The following is an 18,105-nucleotide window of genomic DNA, read 5'->3' on the forward strand; positions in this document are numbered from 1 at the left end:
CTTAGTCAGTCTTGGTCACGGTGGCGTTCCTTCGCGGGAAATCAGGTGACGTGAACAATCACCAGCCTGCCATGACCGCCCCCTCTCAGCGAATTTGCAGAACTCTCAGCACACTACCAGCAATGTTCTCATCGGCCGATTGAACCGCAAGGCGGTGCTGGTTGGCCTCATGGCCCTGGCGGTCGGTTCCAATATTCTTGCGGCGCTGGCGCCCAATTTCTGGCTGCTGTTGCTGGGCCGGGCCGGGTTGGGGATCGCTCTTAGCGCTTTCTGGGCACTTTCCGTTGCCGTCGTGGCGCGGCTGGTCGGCGCCAATGCGACAGGTCGCGGCATGGCGATCGTGACCCTCGGCGTCTCGCTCGCGACCATTGCCGCGCCGTCGATGGGTGCGTTGATCAGTGACTGGCTGGGATGGCGCAGCGCGATGGCCATGACGGCGGGGCTGGCCGCGCTTGCCATGCTGCTGCAGCTTCTCAGCCTGCCGACCTTGCCTGCGGCGGCAAGCAACAGCCTTGCAGACGTCTTTCGGCTGACACGGCGGCGTGGCATCCAACTCGGCATGCTTGCCATTGTTCTGCTGATGACCGGGCATTTTGCCGGCTCGGTCTATGTGCGCCCGTTCCTCGAACAGGTGACGCTCCTCACAACCGGGCCGATTGCCCTGGCGCTGCTCGGGTTCGGCATCGCCGCTGTGATCGGCAATATTGCCGGTGGCCGCCTGGCCGACACCAACATCCACATGGCCCTCGCAGTTACCGCCGCGTTGATGGCGTTTGCGGCACTCGCTTTGGTGCTTTGGGGCGCGCAAACCGGCGTTGCCTTCGGCTTTGTTACGCTGTGGGGCTTCGCCTTCGGCATGGCGCCGGTGGTGCTGCCGACCAATATGTCTCGCGCGGCACCTGATGCGCTGGAAGCAGCAGGCAGCCTGATGGTCACTTCCTTCCAGGTTGCCATCACCGTCGGTGCGGTTGTCGGCGGCTATGTCGTGGACACCTATGGCGCTACGGGACCTTTGACCCTAACCGCCGTCCTTGCCGCGGCGACGGCCGCACTGGCGCTGCTGCAGCCTCGTGGCTGAAACCTCGCTTCGTCTGACACGGGCGGCCTCAATCAGGCCGTCCGCGCCGTTGCAGCAGCGCTGCACAGGTTTATGCGCCGCACACGTTGCGTTTTGCCGCAATCGGCGGCTATGGGACGCCAGGCTTCGGCCGTTGGAAGGCAGCGACGATCAAGTTCTGCCTTCGTGAGGAGAATGACTGACATGAAGAAGTTTTTGCTCGTCGGCGTGGGTGTCGCCATGCTTGCCGCATCGGCCTGTTCGAAGGCGCCTGAATGCACGCAGGAAATCGCGGCCAAGAAGGCGCAGGAAATGACCGCCGCGCTGCAGGAAGCGATCACCAAGGATCCGACCAAGGCCGCCGACCTGACCGCCAAGGTGCAGGCTGTGACGACCAAATATCAGGGCGCCACCACGCCGGCCGACGCCTGCAAGGCCTATGACGATCTGACGGCCGCCATCAAGGGCTGATTCTTCGTTCGGAAATTGAGGAAGGCGGTGGCTCGAGTAGCCGCCGCCTTTTTTGCTGGTGTTCTTAAAGCGCATCGCGCTGACACGGAGGACCGCCGGCACGCACAGGACCATGACACGTTGGCCTTGCTGTGGCTTGGGCCATCGGAGACGCTGACATCGTCGGTTGCGCGCCACATGTCCGGTCGCGGCAGAAAGGTGCCGCCCGAGCGGCCCGTGCTTGAGGAGCGCCAACCTGGCCGCAAGGTGGCGTGTCCTTCCCGACATCGAGCTGAGCGGAACAGCTCAGCTAACGCGCAGTGCAACCCCGTTCCGCGCTTTTTTCGGGGAACCGCTTGAGAGTCAGTTTTTGGCGATGGAGCCGACTTCGACGGCGTCGACGCGCTTGAGGCTCATGCCGATGACCGGCACCAGCTGCTGGTCGACGCGCACGGCGATGGTCACCGTCATCGAATTGTCGTCGGGAATGCGGGCCTGCATGACGCCGCGCAGCTGGTTGCGGTTGATGGTGAAGACGACTTTGCGGGCATCGACCACGTTGCCGCCGATGATGTCCAGGCCCGACCCCGCGGCGCCGCCCATGAAATTGCCCTTGTAGTCGCGGCCCTTGCGCTCGACGGTCGCCGACATTTTCTGGGTGAAGACACCGACGCGGCAGTCGCCATCGAGCGTCATGCCGGTCTTGTTGTCCGGCGTCGAGCCGTCGAAGCTGCAGGTGAACTTCGTGCCCTTGTATTTGCCGGCGATGATTTCGCCCGGGCCGACCCATTTGCCTTCAACGGTGCGGAAGAACTGCTTGTCGGGCTCCGCTGCAAAGGCTTTCCCGGTCGGGCCCAGAGGTGCTGCAAGCGCGACCAGGGGCAGGACGCAGGACAAGATTACGCTTTTCATAGACGACACCCGGCAACAAGGAGGCTGTTGTTGGACGACCATGAACAAGATTGGTTAATGCTTGGTGACCGCGAGAGGGCGTTCACTTGGTCGAGGCGGGTGCTTCATTCTCTTTTCTGGCCGCAAACGAGGTCAGCGCCGACAGGAAATCGCCCATACCCGGCCGCCTGCCGGCAATGAAGGGCAGGGGCCGCGCCGTCTCCATGGCAGCAATGCCGATACGCGCCGTCATCATGCCGTTGACCACGCCTTCGCCGAGTTTCGCCGAAAGCCGTGCGGCAAGGCCATGGCCGACGATCTGCTGGACAAAGCTGTCGCCGACGGCGATCGAGCCGGTCACCGCCAGATGGGCAAGAACGCTGCGCGCCAGCCGGAAAAAGCCCAGCGTGCCCGGCCTGCCGCCGTAGAGTTCGGACAAGCGGCGGATCAGGCGCCCGGCCTCGAACACGACATAGGCAACGTCTACGAGTGCGCGGGGGCTGACGGCGGTGACCAGCGACACGCGTTTGGCTGCTTCGAGGATCATCACCTTGGCTCTCGCATCGAGCGGCCCGAGAATTTCGGTCTCGGCCAGTCGCACCAGATTGCCGCCATCGATGATCTCGCCGCGCAATTCGGCCAGGGAGCGCCTGCCGGCCGCGGTTTCGGGTTTCGCAGCGACAAAGGCCGAAAGCTCTTCGACGACGGCCCTTGCAGCCTTCGGATCGTCGCGGGCCACGGCATCGAGCGCCCGCTTTTGCAGTTTTTCGACCTCGGCCAGCCGGGCGATAGCCAGGAATTCGCGCACCAGCACGACTGCGAGGGCCAACACGGCAATTGCGGCCATTCCCGCTGCCAGCCACCCCAGCCACTCTGCGCGCTCGAACAGGTCGCGGATGAGCTGGTCGGTCCACAGGCCGACGGCGAGCGAAACCAGCACGCCGACCGCGCCGAAAAACAGGCTGGCAAACAGCGAGCGCCTGCGCGGCGCGGTCGCCGGCGGCGGTTCGGCGGCGACAATGTCCGGCTCATCGAAGACATCGATCTCGGCCGGCACGACGACGGTGCGCGGCTTGCGCGGCGGCTCGGCATGGGGGCTGCGCGTTTCCTGCTTCGGTTCGGCCTCCGGCTCGATGCGGAAAGCTGCCGGTCTGCGGGGCGCGGTCATGCCAGATGGTCTCCGATCAGGAACTGCAAGGCGCGGTCGAGCCTGATATGCGGCAGCGACAGCGTGACGCCTTCAGCGGTGCGTTCGAGCTTTGGCGGGCGAAAGCGCACGAAACGGATCGCCGGATCGTCGCTGCTCTGCCGGTGGTCGGCTTCCGAAACGTCGAAAACCGCATCAATTTTCTCCGGCAAGTCCCCGGGAAATATGGCGGTTTCGGCTTTACCATCAAAGGTTTCGCCGTTGATCTTCTCGCCCTTCAGCGGCGTGCCGATGATCACCGGCAGGGTGTCGCGGCCTTGCTTGACCGTGCCTTCGCGCGTCGCGCGCACCGCCGCCATGGCGACCACATCGACATCGGCGCCGGTGAAATTTGCCCGCGCCACGGCGCGGTCGGCAAGCCGCCGCACGATTGCCTGCAGCCGGTCATGGCTTTCGTGATGCAAATGGTCGGCCTTGGTCGCGGCAACCAGGATGCGGTCGATGCGGCGTGAAAACAGGTCGGTGAGGAAATTGCCTCGGCCAGGACGGAAACAGGAGAGGATTTCGGTCACCGCGCGTTCCAGGTCGGCCATCGCGCCGGGGCCGGCGTTCAACGCCTGCATGGCGTCGATCACCACGATCTGGCGGTCGAGGCGGGTGATGTGTTCGCGGAAGAACGGTTTCACCACATGCGTCTTGTAGGCCTCGTAGCGGCGCTCCATCATCGCTTGCAGCGAGCCGGAGCGCGGCCGTTTCTCACCCTTGAGCAGCAAGGGCGCGAAGGTCAGCGCCGGCGATCCCTCGAGGTCGCCAGGCATCAGGAAACGGCCGGGCGGCAAGGTCGAAAGCGCCCGCTCGTCGAGCTTGCAGGCCTTGAGGTAGGCGGCAAAACTCTCGGCGAGGCGCCGCGCCGTCATCTCGTCGGCTTCGGCATTGGGTTCGATCCTCGCCGACAGCGCCCGCCAGTCCTGCGACAGGTCGGCCCGCACCGGCAGCATCGCCATCTCGAACGCCTCGCGCGAAAAATCGGCGAAGGATTTGCCGAGCAGCGGCAGGTCGAGCAGCCATTCGCCGGGGTAGTCGACGATGTCGACCGACAATCGGCCGCTGGAAAACATCCGGTTCCAACCGGAGGCAGACTCATATTCGATGGTGAGCCTGAGTTCCGAAATGGCGCGCGTCGAGTCCGGCCAGACACGGTCGTTGACCAGGGCGGAGATATGGTCCTCGTACTGAAAACGCGGCACGGCATCGTCCGGCTGTTCCTCGAGGAAGGCGCGAGCGATCCGTCCCGACTTCTGCGCCTCGAACAGCGGCAGGCGCCCACCATGGATGAGATTGTGGACAAGGGCGGAGATGAACACTGTCTTGCCGGCGCGCGAAAGGCCGGTAACGCCCAGCCGAAGCGACGGCGAAAAAAGCCCGCTCGCACGCCCCGACAGCGTATCCAGGGCAATTCTCGCTTCGTCGGTGAAAGTGGTCAGCGATGATGCCAAAATCTGTTCTCTCGAGGCTTCCGTTCGCCCGATATAGGCTTTGCATCTCCAGTTTGAAATGGCGCCTGGACCTGGCCGGTTTCCGCTCAGAGATCGGCGGGCGTCAGGAAGGCTTCGAGATAGCCCGAACCTTGCGCGGCGTCGGTGAGGGTACCGTCGAAGCGCACGACCGCAAGGCCGGAGGTCGGGAAACCATGGTTCATGATGGCCCGCGCGGCCTCGTCGCCATCGCCCGAGACCGCCATGGCAAGGTCTTCCGTCATCGGATTGTGGCCGATGACCAGCAGCGAGCCGGGGCCGCCATTGCTGCGGATGATGGCGAGGTAGCCGGCGGCATCCTCGCTGTAGAGCGTGTCGAAGAACAGCACCCGGCCGGTATCGGTGTGGCCGGCGATGCCTTCCAGCGTCTGGCGCGCCCGCTTGGCGTTGGAGCAGAGCGTGATATCGGGGATGTAGTTGCGGGCACGCATCGCAGTCCCCATCATTTCGGCATCGGCAATGCCGGATGCGTCGAGCGGGCGATCGAAGTCGCGCACGCCGGGAAGGGCCCAGCCAGCCTTCGCATGCCTCAACAGATACAGTCTGCTCACCGGACCCCCAATGGTGTGCTGCCCACCAATGACACAACTGGATTAGCCACGAGAAAGGCCTGAGGCACAATGGGCGGCGACGCCCAAGCGCAGCGAATCATGTGCGAATTCGCCCGCGCCCTTGCTATGGAAGGCTTTGCTGAGGATCGCCCGCGCGGCATTAACAATTGCGTGAAACGCGCGCGGATTACGCTTGTGCAGCCTTCTCTGCGCGAATATATAGGCGCCAAATTTGGGGTTGTTGGGTGAGTCGAATGAACGATATCGTTACAGCCAATTACGTACCCTCCGAAGACGAGCCGTTCATGAACGAACGGCAGAAATCCTACTTTCGCCTGAAGCTCGTCACCTGGAAGACCGACATACTGCGCGAAGCGCGCGAAACCCTCGAAATCCTGCAGCAGGAAAACGCCAACCATCCCGATCTCGCCGATCGCGCTTCCTCGGAAACCGACCGCGCCATCGAGCTTCGGGCCCGCGACCGCCAGCGCAAGCTCATTTCAAAGATCGATTCGGCGCTGCAGCGCATCGATGAAGGCACATACGGCTTTTGCGAGGAAACCGGCGAGCCGATCGCGCTGAAGCGGCTGGATGCGCGTCCGATCGCGACCTTGTCGATCGAAGCGCAGGAGCGCCACGAACGCCGCGAGAAGGTCTATCGCGACGATTGAGCCGCTGCCGTCAGGCAGGACTGTTTCATCAGAAATGGCCGGGTTTCCCGGCCATTTCTGTTTTTGGCCGAAGGGTTTAGTCCGCCCCCAAGTTAAAGCGCGTCGCGCTGAAACGGACGACACGCTTAAGCGGCGTTCGATCGGGAATCGGCAAGATGTGACGGTTCGCCGGGCTTTACCGTTTCTGGCTGGCGAGTTCGCCGAGCAGCTTGGTCATCTCGTCGTCGAGAGACTGCGGTGCCTTCGCAGCCGGCTTGCTTGCCGGTTTGGGGTGCGAATCGTCGAGCGAGACCTCGAGCTCCCGCATCAGGGTATCGTCGATGGACTCATGCTTCGGTGGCGGGGCCTGCCGGGCAGTATTGGCGGCGGAGCCATAGGCCGGCAGCGGTGTCACATTGCTCGCCTGGTAGATTTGAGCCGGTTTCGGCGCCGGCGCGGCCTGGCGCGGCGGAACGGCGGCTGGAGCAGCCCTTACCGGTTGCGGCGGTGGCGCCTGCCTTGCGGGCGCGGTGGGAGCGGGTTGTGCTGCGCGCGGCCGCGGCGCCTGTTGCTGCTGGCCAACACCGCCATCGCCGGTCAATGCCGGACGGCGTGGCGCTGCAAGTCTGATATCGCGCTCGACGACAACGTCGGTCGGGCCGCCGATCAAAAGCAGGTGTTCGATGTCGTCGCGACGGATGAGCACCAGCCGGCGGTGGCTGTCGACCGCCGTCGCGTCCATGACCGCCAGCCGTGTCTTGCGGTTCCTGCCGCCGGCAACGAAGGTGCCGAAGGTCAGGTTGCGGACCAGCCTGATGATGATGAGCACGATGACCAGCAGGACAAGGGCAGCAAACGTCCACAGCAGCGCTGCGGCATATCCGGGACCCGCCACATTATCCAGCCACTGCATCGGTGCCCCCAATCGGCTTTTGAAGTGGAGGGACACTAGACCGTTGCGGCCAGCCACCGCAAGTTGCCATCACGCTTCGTGAACAGCTTGAAAACACCGACGCGTCATTTTTATCCGACATTTGCCGCCAGGGCCTTTTCCGGATTAGGAGAATGTGATTCAACCGGCCGGGGGCGGTGTCGGACAACTCACGAGCAGGGGGCATATGGCCAGGGAAACGCGCGGCGATTTCTATCCGGTACCGATCGTCGATCAGAACACGCGGCCAGGCGCGGTTACCCGGCTCATCGTGTTCATCATCGTCCTGACCGGGGCCGCGATCGTTTTCGGCATTTTCCGCGAGCGTCTTGGCGATCCGTTCCTGCTCGGCATGCTGGGCGTGCTTGCCATGATCGGCGTCGGCTTCCTGTTCGCCACGGCCATCGGCTTCGTGCAGATCGCGCCGCGTTCGACCGGGGATGAACTGTCGAAGGCCTTCGTCGATTCCATGTCGCAGGGCCTGATCGTCACCGACACGAAGGGCCGCGTGGTCTACGCCAACCGGGCCTATGCCGAGATGACCGGGGCTGCGTCGGCCGCCGATCTGAAGACGGTCGAAGGCCTGCTTTCCGATGTCCCCGAAGCTTCGGTGACCATATACCGGCTGGCCTCGGGCTTGCGCGATGGCCAGGCCGGCGACGGTGAGTTCCGGCTGGCACAGTCGATCCGGCCGGGCGCCGAACCCGGCGCGCGCTGGTACCGGGCGCGAGCCCGTACCTTCAGCGTTCCCGGTCAGCGCCTGCCGATGCTTGCCTGGCAACTCGCCGACATCTCGCAGGAACGGGCCGAGCAGGAGCGTTTCTTCCTCGACCTGCAAAAGGCTATCGACCATCTCGACCATGCGCCGGCCGGTTTCTTCTCGGCCGACCAGGAAGGCCGTGTCACCTACATCAACGCCACGCTCGCCGAATGGCTGGGCATCGATCTGGCGAGCTTCACCCCTGGCGCCGTGACACTCCCGGAAATCGTCGCCGGCGACGGCATGGCGCTGGTGCGCTCGGTCAAGGCCGATCCCGGCACCACCCGCAACGCCGTCATCGATCTCGATCTGACGACGACAACCGGCGAGGCGGTGCCGGTGCGCTTCATGCATCGGGTCTCGGCCAGCCGCGAGGGGACCAACGGTCCGACCCGCACCATTGTGCTCAACCGCACCCAGGGCGAGGACGCATCGGCCGACCTTCGGGCTTCGGAAGTGCGCTTCACCCGTTTCTTCAATTCGACGCCGATGGCCATTGCTGCCGTCGACAATGGCGGCCGCATCCTGCGCACCAACGCGCCGTTCCTGTCGCTGTTTTCCTCCGTCGTCGACGGCGACGCGGTTGACCGCCGCGTGCGGCTGGACACCGTGATCCATGAGCGCGACCGGCCGGCCTTTGCCGCCGCGTTCGAAAAGGCGCGGCTGAGGCAGGCCGACATCGAGCCGATCGACACGCTGCTGCCAGGCAATGAGGAGCGTCACATCCGCTTCTACGTCAACGCCGTCGCCGACGGCACCGGCGAGGGCGCCGAGGAATCGGCCATCGTCTATGCCGTCGAGACCACCGAGCAGAAGGCGCTCGAGGGCCAGATGGCGCAGAGCCAGAAGATGCAGGCGGTCGGACAGCTCGCCGGCGGCATCGCCCACGACTTCAACAATGTGCTGACCGCCATCATCATGGCGTCGGATCTTTTGCTGACCAATCACCGGCCGTCGGACCCGTCCTTCCCCGACATCATGAACATCAAGCAGAATGCCAACCGGGCGGCCTCGCTGGTGCGGCAGTTGCTCGCCTTCTCGCGCAAGCAGACATTGCGGCCGGAAGTGCTGAACCTGACCGACGTGCTTGCCGATCTCCGGATGCTGCTTGCCCGCCTGGTTGGCAACGAGATCAAGCTGAAGGTCGACCACGGCCGCGATTTGTGGCCGGTCAAGGTCGATATCGGCCAGTTCGAGCAGGTGGTGGTCAACCTGGCCGTCAACGCGCGCGACGCCATGCCGGCCGGCGGCGACCTCACCGTGCGCACCCGCAACGTCACCGCCGAACAATGCAAGAGCTTCTCCTACCGCGAGCTCACGCCTGCCGACTATGTCGTGGTCGAGGTCGAGGATAGCGGCTCGGGCATTGCGCCGGACGTGCTGAAGAAGATTTTTGAGCCGTTCTTCACCACCAAGGAAGTCGGCAAAGGCACCGGCCTTGGCCTGTCGATGGTCTATGGCATCATCAAGCAGACCGGCGGTTTCATCTTCTGCGATTCCGAAGTCGGCAAGGGTTCGACCTTCCGCATCTTCCTGCCGCGCCATATCGTGGAGGCGAAGAAGCCCGGCGACGTCAGCGAGGCGCCGGCTGCGCCGGTGAAAGCCGCCGACAGCGCCAAGGACCTGTCGGGCTCGGCCACTGTGCTCCTCGTCGAGGACGAAGACGCCGTGCGCATGGGCGGCTCGCGGGCGCTGACCTCGCGCGGCTATACCGTCCATGAGGCCTCCTCGGGCGTCGAGGCGCTGGAAGTCTTCGAGGCGCTCGGCGGCAAAGTCGATATCGTCGTGTCCGACGTGGTGATGCCGGAAATGGACGGACCGACGCTGCTCGGCGAACTGCGCAAGCGCCAGCCCGACATCAAGTTCGTCTTCGTGTCCGGCTATGCGGAAGACGCTTTCGCCAGAAACCTGCCGCCGGACGCGCAATTCGGCTTCCTGCCGAAGCCGTTCTCCCTCAAGCAGCTGGCCACCGTGGTCAAGGATGTGTTGGAGTCTTAGGGCGCCCTAATTCAAAGCTTGCGCAATGACGTGACGCTGCCATGATTGCAGGCGAAACGGGCGGCGGGTATTGGGGAGCATGTCGTGACGCCGCACAACGAGGCTGCCAGGGGCGACTATGCCGCAACGGTGCTGTTACCGGGCGATCCGCAACGCGCCGAGTGGATGGCAAAGACATTTCTTGAGGCACCGCGCTGCGTCAACCGCCGCCGGGGCGCACTCGGCTTCACTGGTCTCTATCGCGGCCGTCCCATCAGCATCCAGGCCACCGGCATCGGTGTCCCGTCTTTCCTGGTCTATGTGCATGAACTCCTGGATGTTCACGGCGTCAAAACGCTGATCCGCACAGGTACCTGCGGCGGCCTGACACCCCGCGTGCCGCTGCGCTCCTTGGTGATCTCGCAGTCGGTGCGCGCCGAAAGCGACCAAAGCGGCCAGGTCTTCGGCCTCTACGATGCTGCCGCCGGGCCCGATCCCGGCCTGTTCGCCCACGCTTTGGCCTGCGCCGCCCAGCTCGGCATCGACCACCAGGCCGGGCTGACCATCTGCAGCGATGTCTTCTACCACCCTGAAGGGCGCGACCGCTTTGCCGAAGCGCAGGCGCTTGGCGCTCTCGCTGTCGATATGGAAACCAGCGCACTCTACCGAATCGCGGCGCATTTCGGCGCCCGCGCGCTGTCGCTGCTGACCGTCGTCGACAACATCGTGACCGGCGAACAGACTGCCTATTCCGAACGTCAGGCGCTGTTCACCGATATGGCGCGGCTCGGGCTCGACGTTGCGGCGGAAGGCTAGCTTCCTCAGGCCGCTTCGCGCTTCGGCGTCAGCTCATCCATGTCTGGCCGGTGACCGCGCAGATAGAGCGCGCAGGTGGTACGCAGCATCGACGCGAAGTTGGGAATGGCGCCGTTGATCTCGATCGCCTCGTCATAGAGTTTTGAGATGAACTTCGGCGTCGTCAGGCCCTGGCTGTCGGCAATTTCGTCAAGCAGCGCCCAGAACGTTCCTTCAAGCTGGATACTCGTAGAGTGACCGTCGATGCGGATCGACCGGTTGATCTGTCGATAGCCTTCCGGATCCTGCCCGGCAAAAACCCTGCACATCCTTACCTCCCGATATTGTTGGTTTTGGGCGCAGCGTGTCGCGCCTTCAAGTTGTGGTTGTCCCTGCATGTTCGGCCTTGTGGGCCGAATCGGCAATCGGACTTTCGTCTTTAGGCGCAGGCATAGCAGCGATTGCAAATTTAGCCGTGGTAACCGGCTGCCACCACCTTTCGCGCGTGCCGCCCATAATCGCCTCCAACATGCAGCGGCGGAGACTGATTTGGCGAAGGCAATCCATTCCATGATCCGGGTTCTCCAAGAGGCCAGATCCGTCGATTTCTACAGAAACGCTTTCGGGCTCGACGTCGCCGACAGGCTGGATTTCGAGACATTCACGCTGATTTACCTTGCCAACGCCGAAACGGGGTTCGAGCTCGAACTCACCGTGAACAAGGGCCGCACCGAGCCTTATGGGCTTGGCGACGGTTACGGCCATCTGGCGGTCTCGGTGTCCGATCTCGACAGCGAACACGACCGGATCGGCGCGCTCGGCCTCAACCCCAAGAAGATCGTCGAATTCAACCGCGACGGATCGCTGATCGCCCGCTTTTTCTTCATCGAGGACCCCGACGGCTACAAGATCGAGGTTCTGCAGCGTGGAGGGCGCTTCCAGTAGGGGATTATCAGCCGCATTCAGCCGCGCGGCGCCAGCAACGGCGCTGTTCAAGGGCGCAAACAGCAAGCAGGGAGGAACAAATGGTCACGATCTATGACGCGAGGCTCTCACGTCGTGAACTTCTCAAACGCGGCGGCATCGGCGCGTTGCTCGTCATTTCCGGCAGCGCCGTCATCAGCCCTGAAAATGCCTGGGGGCTCGAGACATCGGCGCTCAAGCCCGAAACCATGGCGACGCTGATCCAGATGGCGCGCGACATCTATCCGCACGATCAGGTGCCCGACAAATACTACGCCATCGCCGTAAAAGGGCATGACGAGCAGGCCGGCAAGGACGCTGCCTACAAGGCGATGATCGAAGACGGCATCGCCGACCTCGACAAGAAGTCGGGCGAGGGCGGCTATCGCGGCCTCGGCTGGGAGGAGCAGCGCGTTGCCGTGCTGCAGCAGATCGAGGCGACGCCGTTCTTCCAGTCCATCCGCGGCGGCGTCGTCGTCAGCCTCTACAACCAGCAGGAGGTGTGGCCGATCTTCGGCTACGAGGGCGAATCCTACTCCAAGGGCGGCTACATCGCGCGCGGTTTCGACGACATAGAGTGGCTCTGAGCCCTTCCGTCGTTCTGAAACCCGGCAAACAGGAATTCATGGGAGGAAACCATGGCAGCTTCATTTGATCTCAACAACGACGGCGTGGTCGTGATCATCGGCTCCGGCGCCGGCGGCGGCACGCTCGGCAACGAACTCGCCCAGAAAGGCGTCGATGTCGTCATCCTCGAGGCCGGCGCGCGCCACGAATACGAGGATTTCATCAATGACGAGTGGGGTTCCTTCAGCCAACTCGCCTGGACGGACAAGCGCACAACCTCAGGCGACTGGCGGGTGTCGAAGGATTTCCCCAATTTGCCGGCCTGGATCGTCAAATCGGTCGGCGGCTCGACCACGCACTGGGCCGGCGCCTCGCTGCGCTTCCAGGAGCATGAGTTCAAGACGCTCTCGACCTACGGCAAGCTGGAAGGCGCCAACCTGCTGGACTGGCCGGTCACATTGGCCGAGATGGAGCCTTACTACGCCAAGGCGGAAGCCAAGATGGGCGTCACCGGCACCAATGGCTGGCCGCGGCTGCCCGGCAACAACAACTTCAAGGTGCTCAAGGCCGGCGCCGACAAGCTCGGCTATAAGGAATGTCATACCGGCAACATGGCAATCAATTCGGTCGAGCGGGACGACCGCAACTCCTGCCAACAGACCGGCTTCTGCTTCCAGGGCTGCAAATGGGGCGCCAAATGGTCGACGCTCTACACCGAAATTCCCAAGGGTGAGGCGACCGGCCATCTCGAGGTCCGGCCAAACGCCATGGCGATCAAGATCAACCATGACGCTAGCGGAAAAGTGACCGGCGTCGTCTATGCCGACAAGGACGGCAAGCTGCAGGAGCAGAAGGCCCGCATCGTTGCCGTCGCCGGCAACTCGATCGAAAGCCCGCGCCTGCTGCTGAACTCCGAGTCAGCGAAGTTTCCGCAAGGGCTTGCCAATTCGTCGGGGCAGGTCGGCAAGAACTACATGCGCCACACCACCGGTTCGGTCTACGCCATTTTCGACCAACCGGTGCGAATGTATCGCGGCACCACCATGGCCGGCATTATCCGCGACGAGGCGCGGCACGATCCCTCACGCGGCTTTGTCGGCGGCTATGAATTCGAGACGCTGTCGCTCGGCTTGCCCTTCATGGCCGCCTTCCTCAATCCCGGCGGCTGGGGCCGTTCCTTCACCACCGCGCTCGACCACTATGATCACATGGCTGGCCTGTGGATCGTCGGCGAGGACATGCCGCGCGCGGAAAACCGCGTCACGCTGCACAAGGACGAGAAGGACGCGCACGGCATGCCGATCGCCGACGTGCATTTCGATGATCATCCCAACGACACGGCGATGCGCAACCATGCCTACAAGCAGGCCACAGCGCTTTACGATGCGGTCGGCGCGACGCGCTCCTTCCCGACGCCGCCCTATCCCTCAACCCACAATCTCGGCACCAACCGGATGAGCGAAAAGGCGGAAGACGGCGTCGTCAACAAGCACGGCCAGGCGCACGACATCAAGAACCTGTTCGTGTCGGACGGCAGCCAGTTCACGACCGGTGCGGCTGAAAATCCGACGCTGACGATCGTGTCGCTGGCTATCCGCCAGGCCGAATACATCGCTTCGCAAATGTCGGCCAAGACGATCTGAGCCGTCCTCCCGGATCGCTACGCGGAACGCGCATGGCGCGTTCCGCCTTTTTCACTAGGACTCACTATGCGCCGACCGGCTGTCCGTCCCTGCGGCGGATGGCGACGACGGAAGGTCGCGGCAACTGGCCGTCTTTGAAATCGGGCCATAGCGTCTGCGCCTTGTCGAGCGTCTCGGCATCTTCCGCAGGGTGCTGCACCGACAGGAACAAAGTCGTGCCGTCCGGCGTGAAGCACGGGCCGGTCGCTTCGGCGCCGTGCGGGCAGGTGAACAGCAGCTTCGGCAGGCCGCGCGCCGCACCTTCGGTGTCGACGCCATAGACGCCGTCCGGCAGGTCGAAATCATTGGCGCCGTCCGTCGCCACCCACAGCCGCCCCGCCGGGTCGAAGGTGATGTTGTCGGGGCAGACGAACCAGCCATTGTCCGACGTGTCCGGATGAAAAGTGGCGCCGACCTTGGCATCTTTCGGGTTGCCGCAGAGCACGAACAGGTCCCAGGCATACTTTTCCGCCGTGTGGTCGGCATCCGCGCCGCGGCCGCCGGGCGGGATCAGTTCGACAATATGGCCCCAGAGATTTTCCGGCCGCGTGTTGGCCGGATTGACCTTTGACTGGTCGCGCTTCTTGTTCTTGGTCATCACCGCATAGACGCGGCCGGTCACCGGATTGGTCTCGATGTCCTCGGGCCGGTCCATCGGCGTGGCGCCGAGCGCATCTGCCGCAAACCGCGTCTTCAACAGCACCTCGGCCTGGTCGGCAAAACCGTTCTCGACGGTAAGCTTGCCCTGGCCGTGCACCAACGGCAGCCACGTCATCGAGCCATCGGCATCGAAGCGGGCGACCGACAGCACGCCATCGTCGAGCAGATCGGCGCCGGAGGCCGGGTTGGCCTTGTCATAGGCCTTGGCCGAGACGAAGCGGTACATATATTCGAAATAGTCGTCGTCACCCATATAGACGACAACGCGGCCGTCCTTGTTGAGGACCACGGTCGAGGCCTCATGCGACATGCGGCCAAGTGCCGTGCGCTTCACCGGCCTGGACTGAGGATCGTAAGGGTCGATCTCGACCACCCAGTCGAAGCGGTTAGCCTCGTTCGGTTCCTTGTCGAGGTTGAAGCGGTCATGGAAGCGGCCGCGGCCATAGATGTCGGAGCCGTCGAAGCCGTAACGGTCCAGAAGCTCGGCGGTCGGCGCCTTCTTCGGGTCGCCGCCGAAAATGTCGGACACGCCTTCCTCGCAGGTCAGCACCGTGCCCCACGGGGTAACACCGCCGCTGCAATTATAGCTGGTGCCGAGCACTTTCGTGCCAGTCGCGTCGGCCGAGGTTTTCATCAGCGCATGGCCGGCAACCGGTCCGGAAACGGTCATTTCGGTGTTGGCGGTGATGCGGCGGTTCAGCGGACTGTCCGCCACGGTTTCCCACTTGCCGTCCTTCACCTGCACCTCGAGGATCGAATGGCCCATCGCGGCCATGCCGAGATCGACCTGTTCCCTGGTCATCGTCTTGCCGGCATCGCCCTCGGTCATCCCCGGAAACATCACATTGGGCGAGATGTATTCGTTGTTGACGCAGAGCAGGCCATGATCGGAATTCACCGTGCCCTTGGGCAGCGGCATGAAGGCGATGTAGTCGCAATTGTAGCCGAAGCGCTTTTCCTGTTCCTCCGCCGCGACCTTGTTGCCGTCGAATTCGGCGAGGCCGGCTGCAAGCGGGTCGCCCCAGCGCGCGACGATGGTCGTCTCATAGCCTTCGGCGGCGGCATGGGTCTTGCCGTAGACCCGTTTCAGCTCGGGAAAGCCGAGCGTCGACTGCGCTGTGGCGGCATGCGTTTCGCCGGCAAACAAGGAGCCGACAAAGCTGCCGCCGGCAATCAGCGCGCCGGAGGCGAGGCTGCCTTTCAAAAGAGACCGGCGCGAGACGCGCTCGGCGATGATTTCGCGGATGACGGGGGAGGATGAAGACGGTGCATTGGCCATGGTGTCTGCCTCTCAGGGTGGATGTTACGGCGCACCGTTGCCCTAGTCTGCTTAGGCAACATTCACATGACATAAGAGGAAGGTTTTGCCCCAACTGGGCGCGGCACTACGCATCGCTCAGCCCTTGGTGCAGGTCGAGGCGGTGAAGGCGCCGTCGGGCTGCTTCAGAATGATGTCGAATGACGGGGCGGTCTCGCCGTCCAGTGTTGCCTGTGTCATGGAGACGGAGTTGCCACCGGTGGTATAGCCGCCCAGCGGCCCGAGCCAGGTGATCTCGCCATTGGCGTTCATCTGATAGTTGTAGCCTTGCAGCGCCGTTCCGAACGTCACCGGGCCGGTATAGACATTGCCCTTGATAGTGATGTCGCCGAGGTTGAGGAAGGCGCCGAGCAAATAGACCTCGCAATGATAGGTGCCGTCAGGAAGTTTGCCCTCGCTGAAATCGGCGCGCGCGGCGCAGCTCGTTGCCATCAGCAGCAGGATGCCGGAAATGCGTGAGATGCGAGATGTCATGACGTCTCTCTTTTGAAGGGCGAGCTTGCCCTATTTTTGCGCGGCGCCGCAACATTGTTCGCCCGGAACCCACGGCCGGAGATCAAAAACTAGGCATTTGTCTCAATTGGGCAAAAATTAGGCAAAAGCCGTGTGCGCTGCGCAAATTTGGCTCAATCAATTTTCATTGGCTGCCATTGTTTTGCTCCAGGCTAATATACCAACCGGCTGATAACGCTCGGCTATTCCATTCTTGCGAGCGGCGCCTTTGCGTTTGGCACGGCAGTTGCATTGCATTATCGCGGTGCAATCAAACAGCTGGGAGTCTTCGGTATGAGGGGTAATTTCTCCACAATAACAAAAATGTTTTCGGCCGGCGTGGTCGCCGCCGGCCTGTCGATGTCGTCTCCGGCCAAGGCCGCCGAAGACACGATCAAGGTCGGCATTCTGCATTCGCTGTCGGGGACCATGGCGATTTCGGAGACGACGCTGAAAGACGCCATGCTGATGCTCATCGAAGAGCAGAACGCCAAGGGCGGCCTGCTCGGCAAGAAGCTTGAGGCGGTCGTCGTCGATCCGGCATCCAATTGGCCGCTCTTCGCCGAGAAGGCGCGCGAGCTGATCTCCAAGGACAAGGTCGCCGCCGTGTTCGGATGCTGGACCTCGGTGTCGCGCAAGTCGGTGCTGCCGGTGTTCTCGGAACTGGACAACATCCTGTTCTACCCCGTCCAGTATGAGGGCGAGGAAAGCGAGCGCAACGTGTTCTACACCGGCGCCGCCCCAAACCAGCAGGCGATTCCTGCCGTCGATTATCTCATGAGCGAGGACGGTGGCTCGGTGAAGCGCTGGGTGCTGGAAGGCACCGACTACGTCTATCCCCGCACCACCAACAAAATCCTCGAGGCCTATCTGAAGGCCAAGGGCGTCGCCGCCGAAGACATCATGGTCAACTACACGCCGTTCGGCTTCTCCGACTGGCAGACCGAAGTCTCCGCAATCAAGAAATTCGGCTCGGCCGGCAAGAAGACCGCCGTCGTCTCGACCGTCAATGGCGACGCCAACGTTCCGTTCTACAAGGAACTCGGCAACCAGGGCGTCAAGGCCGAGGACATCCCGGTCATGGCCTTCTCGGTCGGCGAAGAAGAACTGGCCGGTCTCGATACCGCGCCGCTGGTCGGCCATCTCGCTGCCTGGAACTATTTCGAGAGCGTCGACACACCCGAAAACAAGAAGTTCATCGCCGACTGGCACAAGTTCATCAAGAATGACAAGCGCACCACCAACGACCCGATGGAAGCTCACTATATCGGCTTCAACATGTGGGTGAAGGCGGTCGAAAAGGCCGGCACCACCGATCCCGACAAGGTCATCGACGCCATGGTCGGCGTGTCCGTGCCGAACCTCACCGGCGGCTATTCGACCATGATGCCGAACCATCACATCACCAAGCCGGTGCTGATCGGCGAGATCCAGGCCGACGGCCAGTTCGAGACCGTGTCGCAGACGCCCGGCCTCGTGATGGGCGACGAATGGTCCGACTATCTGCCCGATTCCAAGGACCTGATTTCGGATTGGCGCGCGCCTCTGTCCTGCGGCAACTTCAACGTTGCCACCGGCAAATGCGGCGGCAAGGGCACGAACTGATCCCTCCCGGACTGACCGATCGTGGACGCGTCCACGATCGGTACCGCCAAGCGTCCGGGCGCTCAGCCCGCCCG

17 protein-coding genes and 1 pseudogene are annotated in these 18,105 nt (G+C 63.2%); 10 read left to right on the forward strand and 8 right to left on the reverse strand.

Annotation, left to right across the window (positions count from 1 at the left end):
• Positions 1-118 precede the first annotated feature (118 nt).
• Positions 119-1,078: pseudogene (locus X728_RS148125) on the forward strand (MFS transporter); the annotation flags it as partial.
• Between the two features lie 183 nt (positions 1,079-1,261).
• Positions 1,262-1,528 (forward strand): hypothetical protein, encoded by a 267-nt coding sequence (locus tag X728_RS148120; RefSeq protein ID WP_023685989.1) that lies wholly within the window; start codon positions 1,262-1,264, stop codon positions 1,526-1,528.
• A gap of 342 nt (positions 1,529-1,870) precedes the next feature.
• Here X728_RS148120 and X728_RS148115 read toward each other — a convergent pair whose 3' ends face one another.
• The 4 genes from X728_RS148115 to X728_RS148100 all read right to left on the reverse strand — a co-directional run bounded on the left by X728_RS148115 (position 1,871) and on the right by X728_RS148100 (position 5,631).
• Positions 1,871-2,419 carry a hypothetical protein gene (locus X728_RS148115; RefSeq protein WP_023673495.1) on the reverse strand — a complete coding sequence of 183 codons (549 nt, stop codon included), beginning with the start codon at positions 2,417-2,419 and terminating at the stop codon, positions 1,871-1,873.
• A gap of 82 nt (positions 2,420-2,501) precedes the next feature.
• Positions 2,502-3,566, reverse strand: coding sequence for a TIGR01620 family protein (locus tag X728_RS148110; protein ID WP_023693368.1), 1,065 nt, complete (start codon positions 3,564-3,566; stop codon positions 2,502-2,504).
• Complete coding sequence (locus X728_RS148105) at positions 3,563-5,041, reverse strand: YcjX family protein (protein ID WP_023673493.1); 1,479 nt, start codon at positions 5,039-5,041, stop codon at positions 3,563-3,565. The genes X728_RS148110 and X728_RS148105 overlap by 4 nt, the downstream gene beginning before the upstream one ends.
• Before the next feature lie 86 nt (positions 5,042-5,127).
• Positions 5,128-5,631: a histidine phosphatase family protein gene (locus X728_RS148100; RefSeq protein ID WP_023696494.1), complete on the reverse strand. Its 504-nt coding sequence runs from the start codon at positions 5,629-5,631 to the stop codon at positions 5,128-5,130.
• Positions 5,632-5,700: 69 nt separating this feature from the next.
• Between X728_RS148100 and X728_RS1000000170385 the strand changes: the two genes are divergently transcribed.
• Entirely contained in the window at positions 5,701-5,880 is a 180-nt protein-coding gene (locus tag X728_RS1000000170385) for a hypothetical protein (protein ID WP_023696495.1), read from the forward strand.
• Between the two features lie 5 nt (positions 5,881-5,885).
• On the forward strand, positions 5,886-6,302 hold the full coding sequence (gene dksA / locus X728_RS148095) for an RNA polymerase-binding protein DksA (RefSeq protein WP_023832052.1): 417 nt from the start codon (positions 5,886-5,888) through the stop codon (positions 6,300-6,302).
• A gap of 175 nt (positions 6,303-6,477) precedes the next feature.
• Here dksA and X728_RS148090 read toward each other — a convergent pair whose 3' ends face one another.
• Positions 6,478-7,194: a flagellar biosynthetic protein FliO gene (locus X728_RS148090; protein ID WP_023693371.1), complete on the reverse strand. Its 717-nt coding sequence runs from the start codon at positions 7,192-7,194 to the stop codon at positions 6,478-6,480.
• Between the two features lie 205 nt (positions 7,195-7,399).
• Between X728_RS148090 and X728_RS148085 the strand changes: the two genes are divergently transcribed.
• Both X728_RS148085 and X728_RS148080 read left to right on the forward strand, forming a co-directional pair.
• A complete protein-coding gene (locus tag X728_RS148085; protein WP_023688649.1) occupies positions 7,400-9,970 on the forward strand; it encodes a PAS domain-containing sensor histidine kinase in 2,571 nt (856 codons plus the stop codon).
• 84 nt (positions 9,971-10,054) lie between these two features.
• Positions 10,055-10,765 (forward strand): DeoD-type purine-nucleoside phosphorylase, encoded by a 711-nt coding sequence (locus X728_RS148080; protein WP_023736554.1) that lies wholly within the window; start codon positions 10,055-10,057, stop codon positions 10,763-10,765.
• Between the two features lie 5 nt (positions 10,766-10,770).
• On the opposite strand, the gene X728_RS148075 is transcribed toward X728_RS148080, so the two are convergent.
• Positions 10,771-11,073 carry a ribbon-helix-helix domain-containing protein gene (locus X728_RS148075; protein WP_023670924.1) on the reverse strand — a complete coding sequence of 101 codons (303 nt, stop codon included), beginning with the start codon at positions 11,071-11,073 and terminating at the stop codon, positions 10,771-10,773.
• 220 nt (positions 11,074-11,293) lie between these two features.
• On the opposite strand from X728_RS148075, the gene X728_RS148070 reads away from it, so the two are divergent.
• From X728_RS148070 to X728_RS148060, 3 genes are all read left to right on the forward strand, one after another.
• Entirely contained in the window at positions 11,294-11,689 is a 396-nt protein-coding gene (locus X728_RS148070) for a VOC family protein (RefSeq protein ID WP_023684616.1), read from the forward strand.
• An 80-nt stretch (positions 11,690-11,769) separates the two neighbouring features.
• Positions 11,770-12,294, forward strand: a complete 525-nt coding sequence (locus X728_RS148065) for a twin-arginine translocation pathway signal (protein ID WP_023832053.1) — start codon at positions 11,770-11,772, stop codon at positions 12,292-12,294.
• A gap of 51 nt (positions 12,295-12,345) precedes the next feature.
• Complete coding sequence (locus tag X728_RS148060) at positions 12,346-13,917, forward strand: GMC family oxidoreductase (protein WP_023684618.1); 1,572 nt, start codon at positions 12,346-12,348, stop codon at positions 13,915-13,917.
• A 64-nt stretch (positions 13,918-13,981) separates the two neighbouring features.
• Here the strand turns inward: X728_RS148060 and X728_RS148055 are convergent, their stop codons facing one another.
• Together X728_RS148055 and X728_RS148050 are read right to left on the reverse strand one after the other, a co-directional pair.
• Positions 13,982-15,895 carry a PhoX family phosphatase gene (locus tag X728_RS148055; protein WP_023832054.1) on the reverse strand — a complete coding sequence of 638 codons (1,914 nt, stop codon included), beginning with the start codon at positions 15,893-15,895 and terminating at the stop codon, positions 13,982-13,984.
• 117 nt (positions 15,896-16,012) lie between these two features.
• Entirely contained in the window at positions 16,013-16,408 is a 396-nt protein-coding gene (locus X728_RS148050) for a hypothetical protein (protein WP_023832055.1), read from the reverse strand.
• 312 nt (positions 16,409-16,720) lie between these two features.
• Here X728_RS148050 and urtA point away from each other — a divergent pair, with 312 nt between their 5' ends.
• Positions 16,721-18,031, forward strand: a complete 1,311-nt coding sequence (urtA, locus tag X728_RS148045; RefSeq protein ID WP_023832056.1) for an urea ABC transporter substrate-binding protein — start codon at positions 16,721-16,723, stop codon at positions 18,029-18,031.
• Positions 18,032-18,105 lie beyond the last annotated feature (74 nt).

This window comes from Mesorhizobium sp. L103C119B0 (assembly GCF_000502235.1).
GTDB lineage: Bacteria > Pseudomonadota > Alphaproteobacteria > Rhizobiales > Rhizobiaceae > Mesorhizobium.

Bases quoted from the DNA above. Each gene is read 5' to 3' on its own strand.
- X728_RS148120 (WP_023685989.1), top strand. From the start codon at position 1,262: ATGAAGAAGTTTTTGCTCGTCGGCGTGGGTGTCGCCATGCTTGCCGCA.
- X728_RS148115 (WP_023673495.1), bottom strand. From the start codon at position 2,419: ATGAAAAGCGTAATCTTGTCCTGCGTCCTGCCCCTGGTCGCGCTTGCA.
- X728_RS148110 (WP_023693368.1), bottom strand. From the start codon at position 3,566: ATGACCGCGCCCCGCAGACCGGCAGCTTTCCGCATCGAGCCGGAGGCC.
- X728_RS1000000170385 (WP_023696495.1), top strand. From the start codon at position 5,701: ATGGGCGGCGACGCCCAAGCGCAGCGAATCATGTGCGAATTCGCCCGC.
- dksA (WP_023832052.1), top strand. From the start codon at position 5,886: ATGAACGATATCGTTACAGCCAATTACGTACCCTCCGAAGACGAGCCG.
- X728_RS148090 (WP_023693371.1), bottom strand. From the start codon at position 7,194: ATGCAGTGGCTGGATAATGTGGCGGGTCCCGGATATGCCGCAGCGCTG.
- X728_RS148085 (WP_023688649.1), top strand. From the start codon at position 7,400: ATGGCCAGGGAAACGCGCGGCGATTTCTATCCGGTACCGATCGTCGAT.
- X728_RS148075 (WP_023670924.1), bottom strand. From the start codon at position 11,073: ATGTGCAGGGTTTTTGCCGGGCAGGATCCGGAAGGCTATCGACAGATC.
- X728_RS148065 (WP_023832053.1), top strand. From the start codon at position 11,770: ATGGTCACGATCTATGACGCGAGGCTCTCACGTCGTGAACTTCTCAAA.
- X728_RS148060 (WP_023684618.1), top strand. From the start codon at position 12,346: ATGGCAGCTTCATTTGATCTCAACAACGACGGCGTGGTCGTGATCATC.
- X728_RS148055 (WP_023832054.1), bottom strand. From the start codon at position 15,895: ATGGCCAATGCACCGTCTTCATCCTCCCCCGTCATCCGCGAAATCATC.
- X728_RS148050 (WP_023832055.1), bottom strand. From the start codon at position 16,408: ATGACATCTCGCATCTCACGCATTTCCGGCATCCTGCTGCTGATGGCA.
- urtA (WP_023832056.1), top strand. From the start codon at position 16,721: ATGAGGGGTAATTTCTCCACAATAACAAAAATGTTTTCGGCCGGCGTG.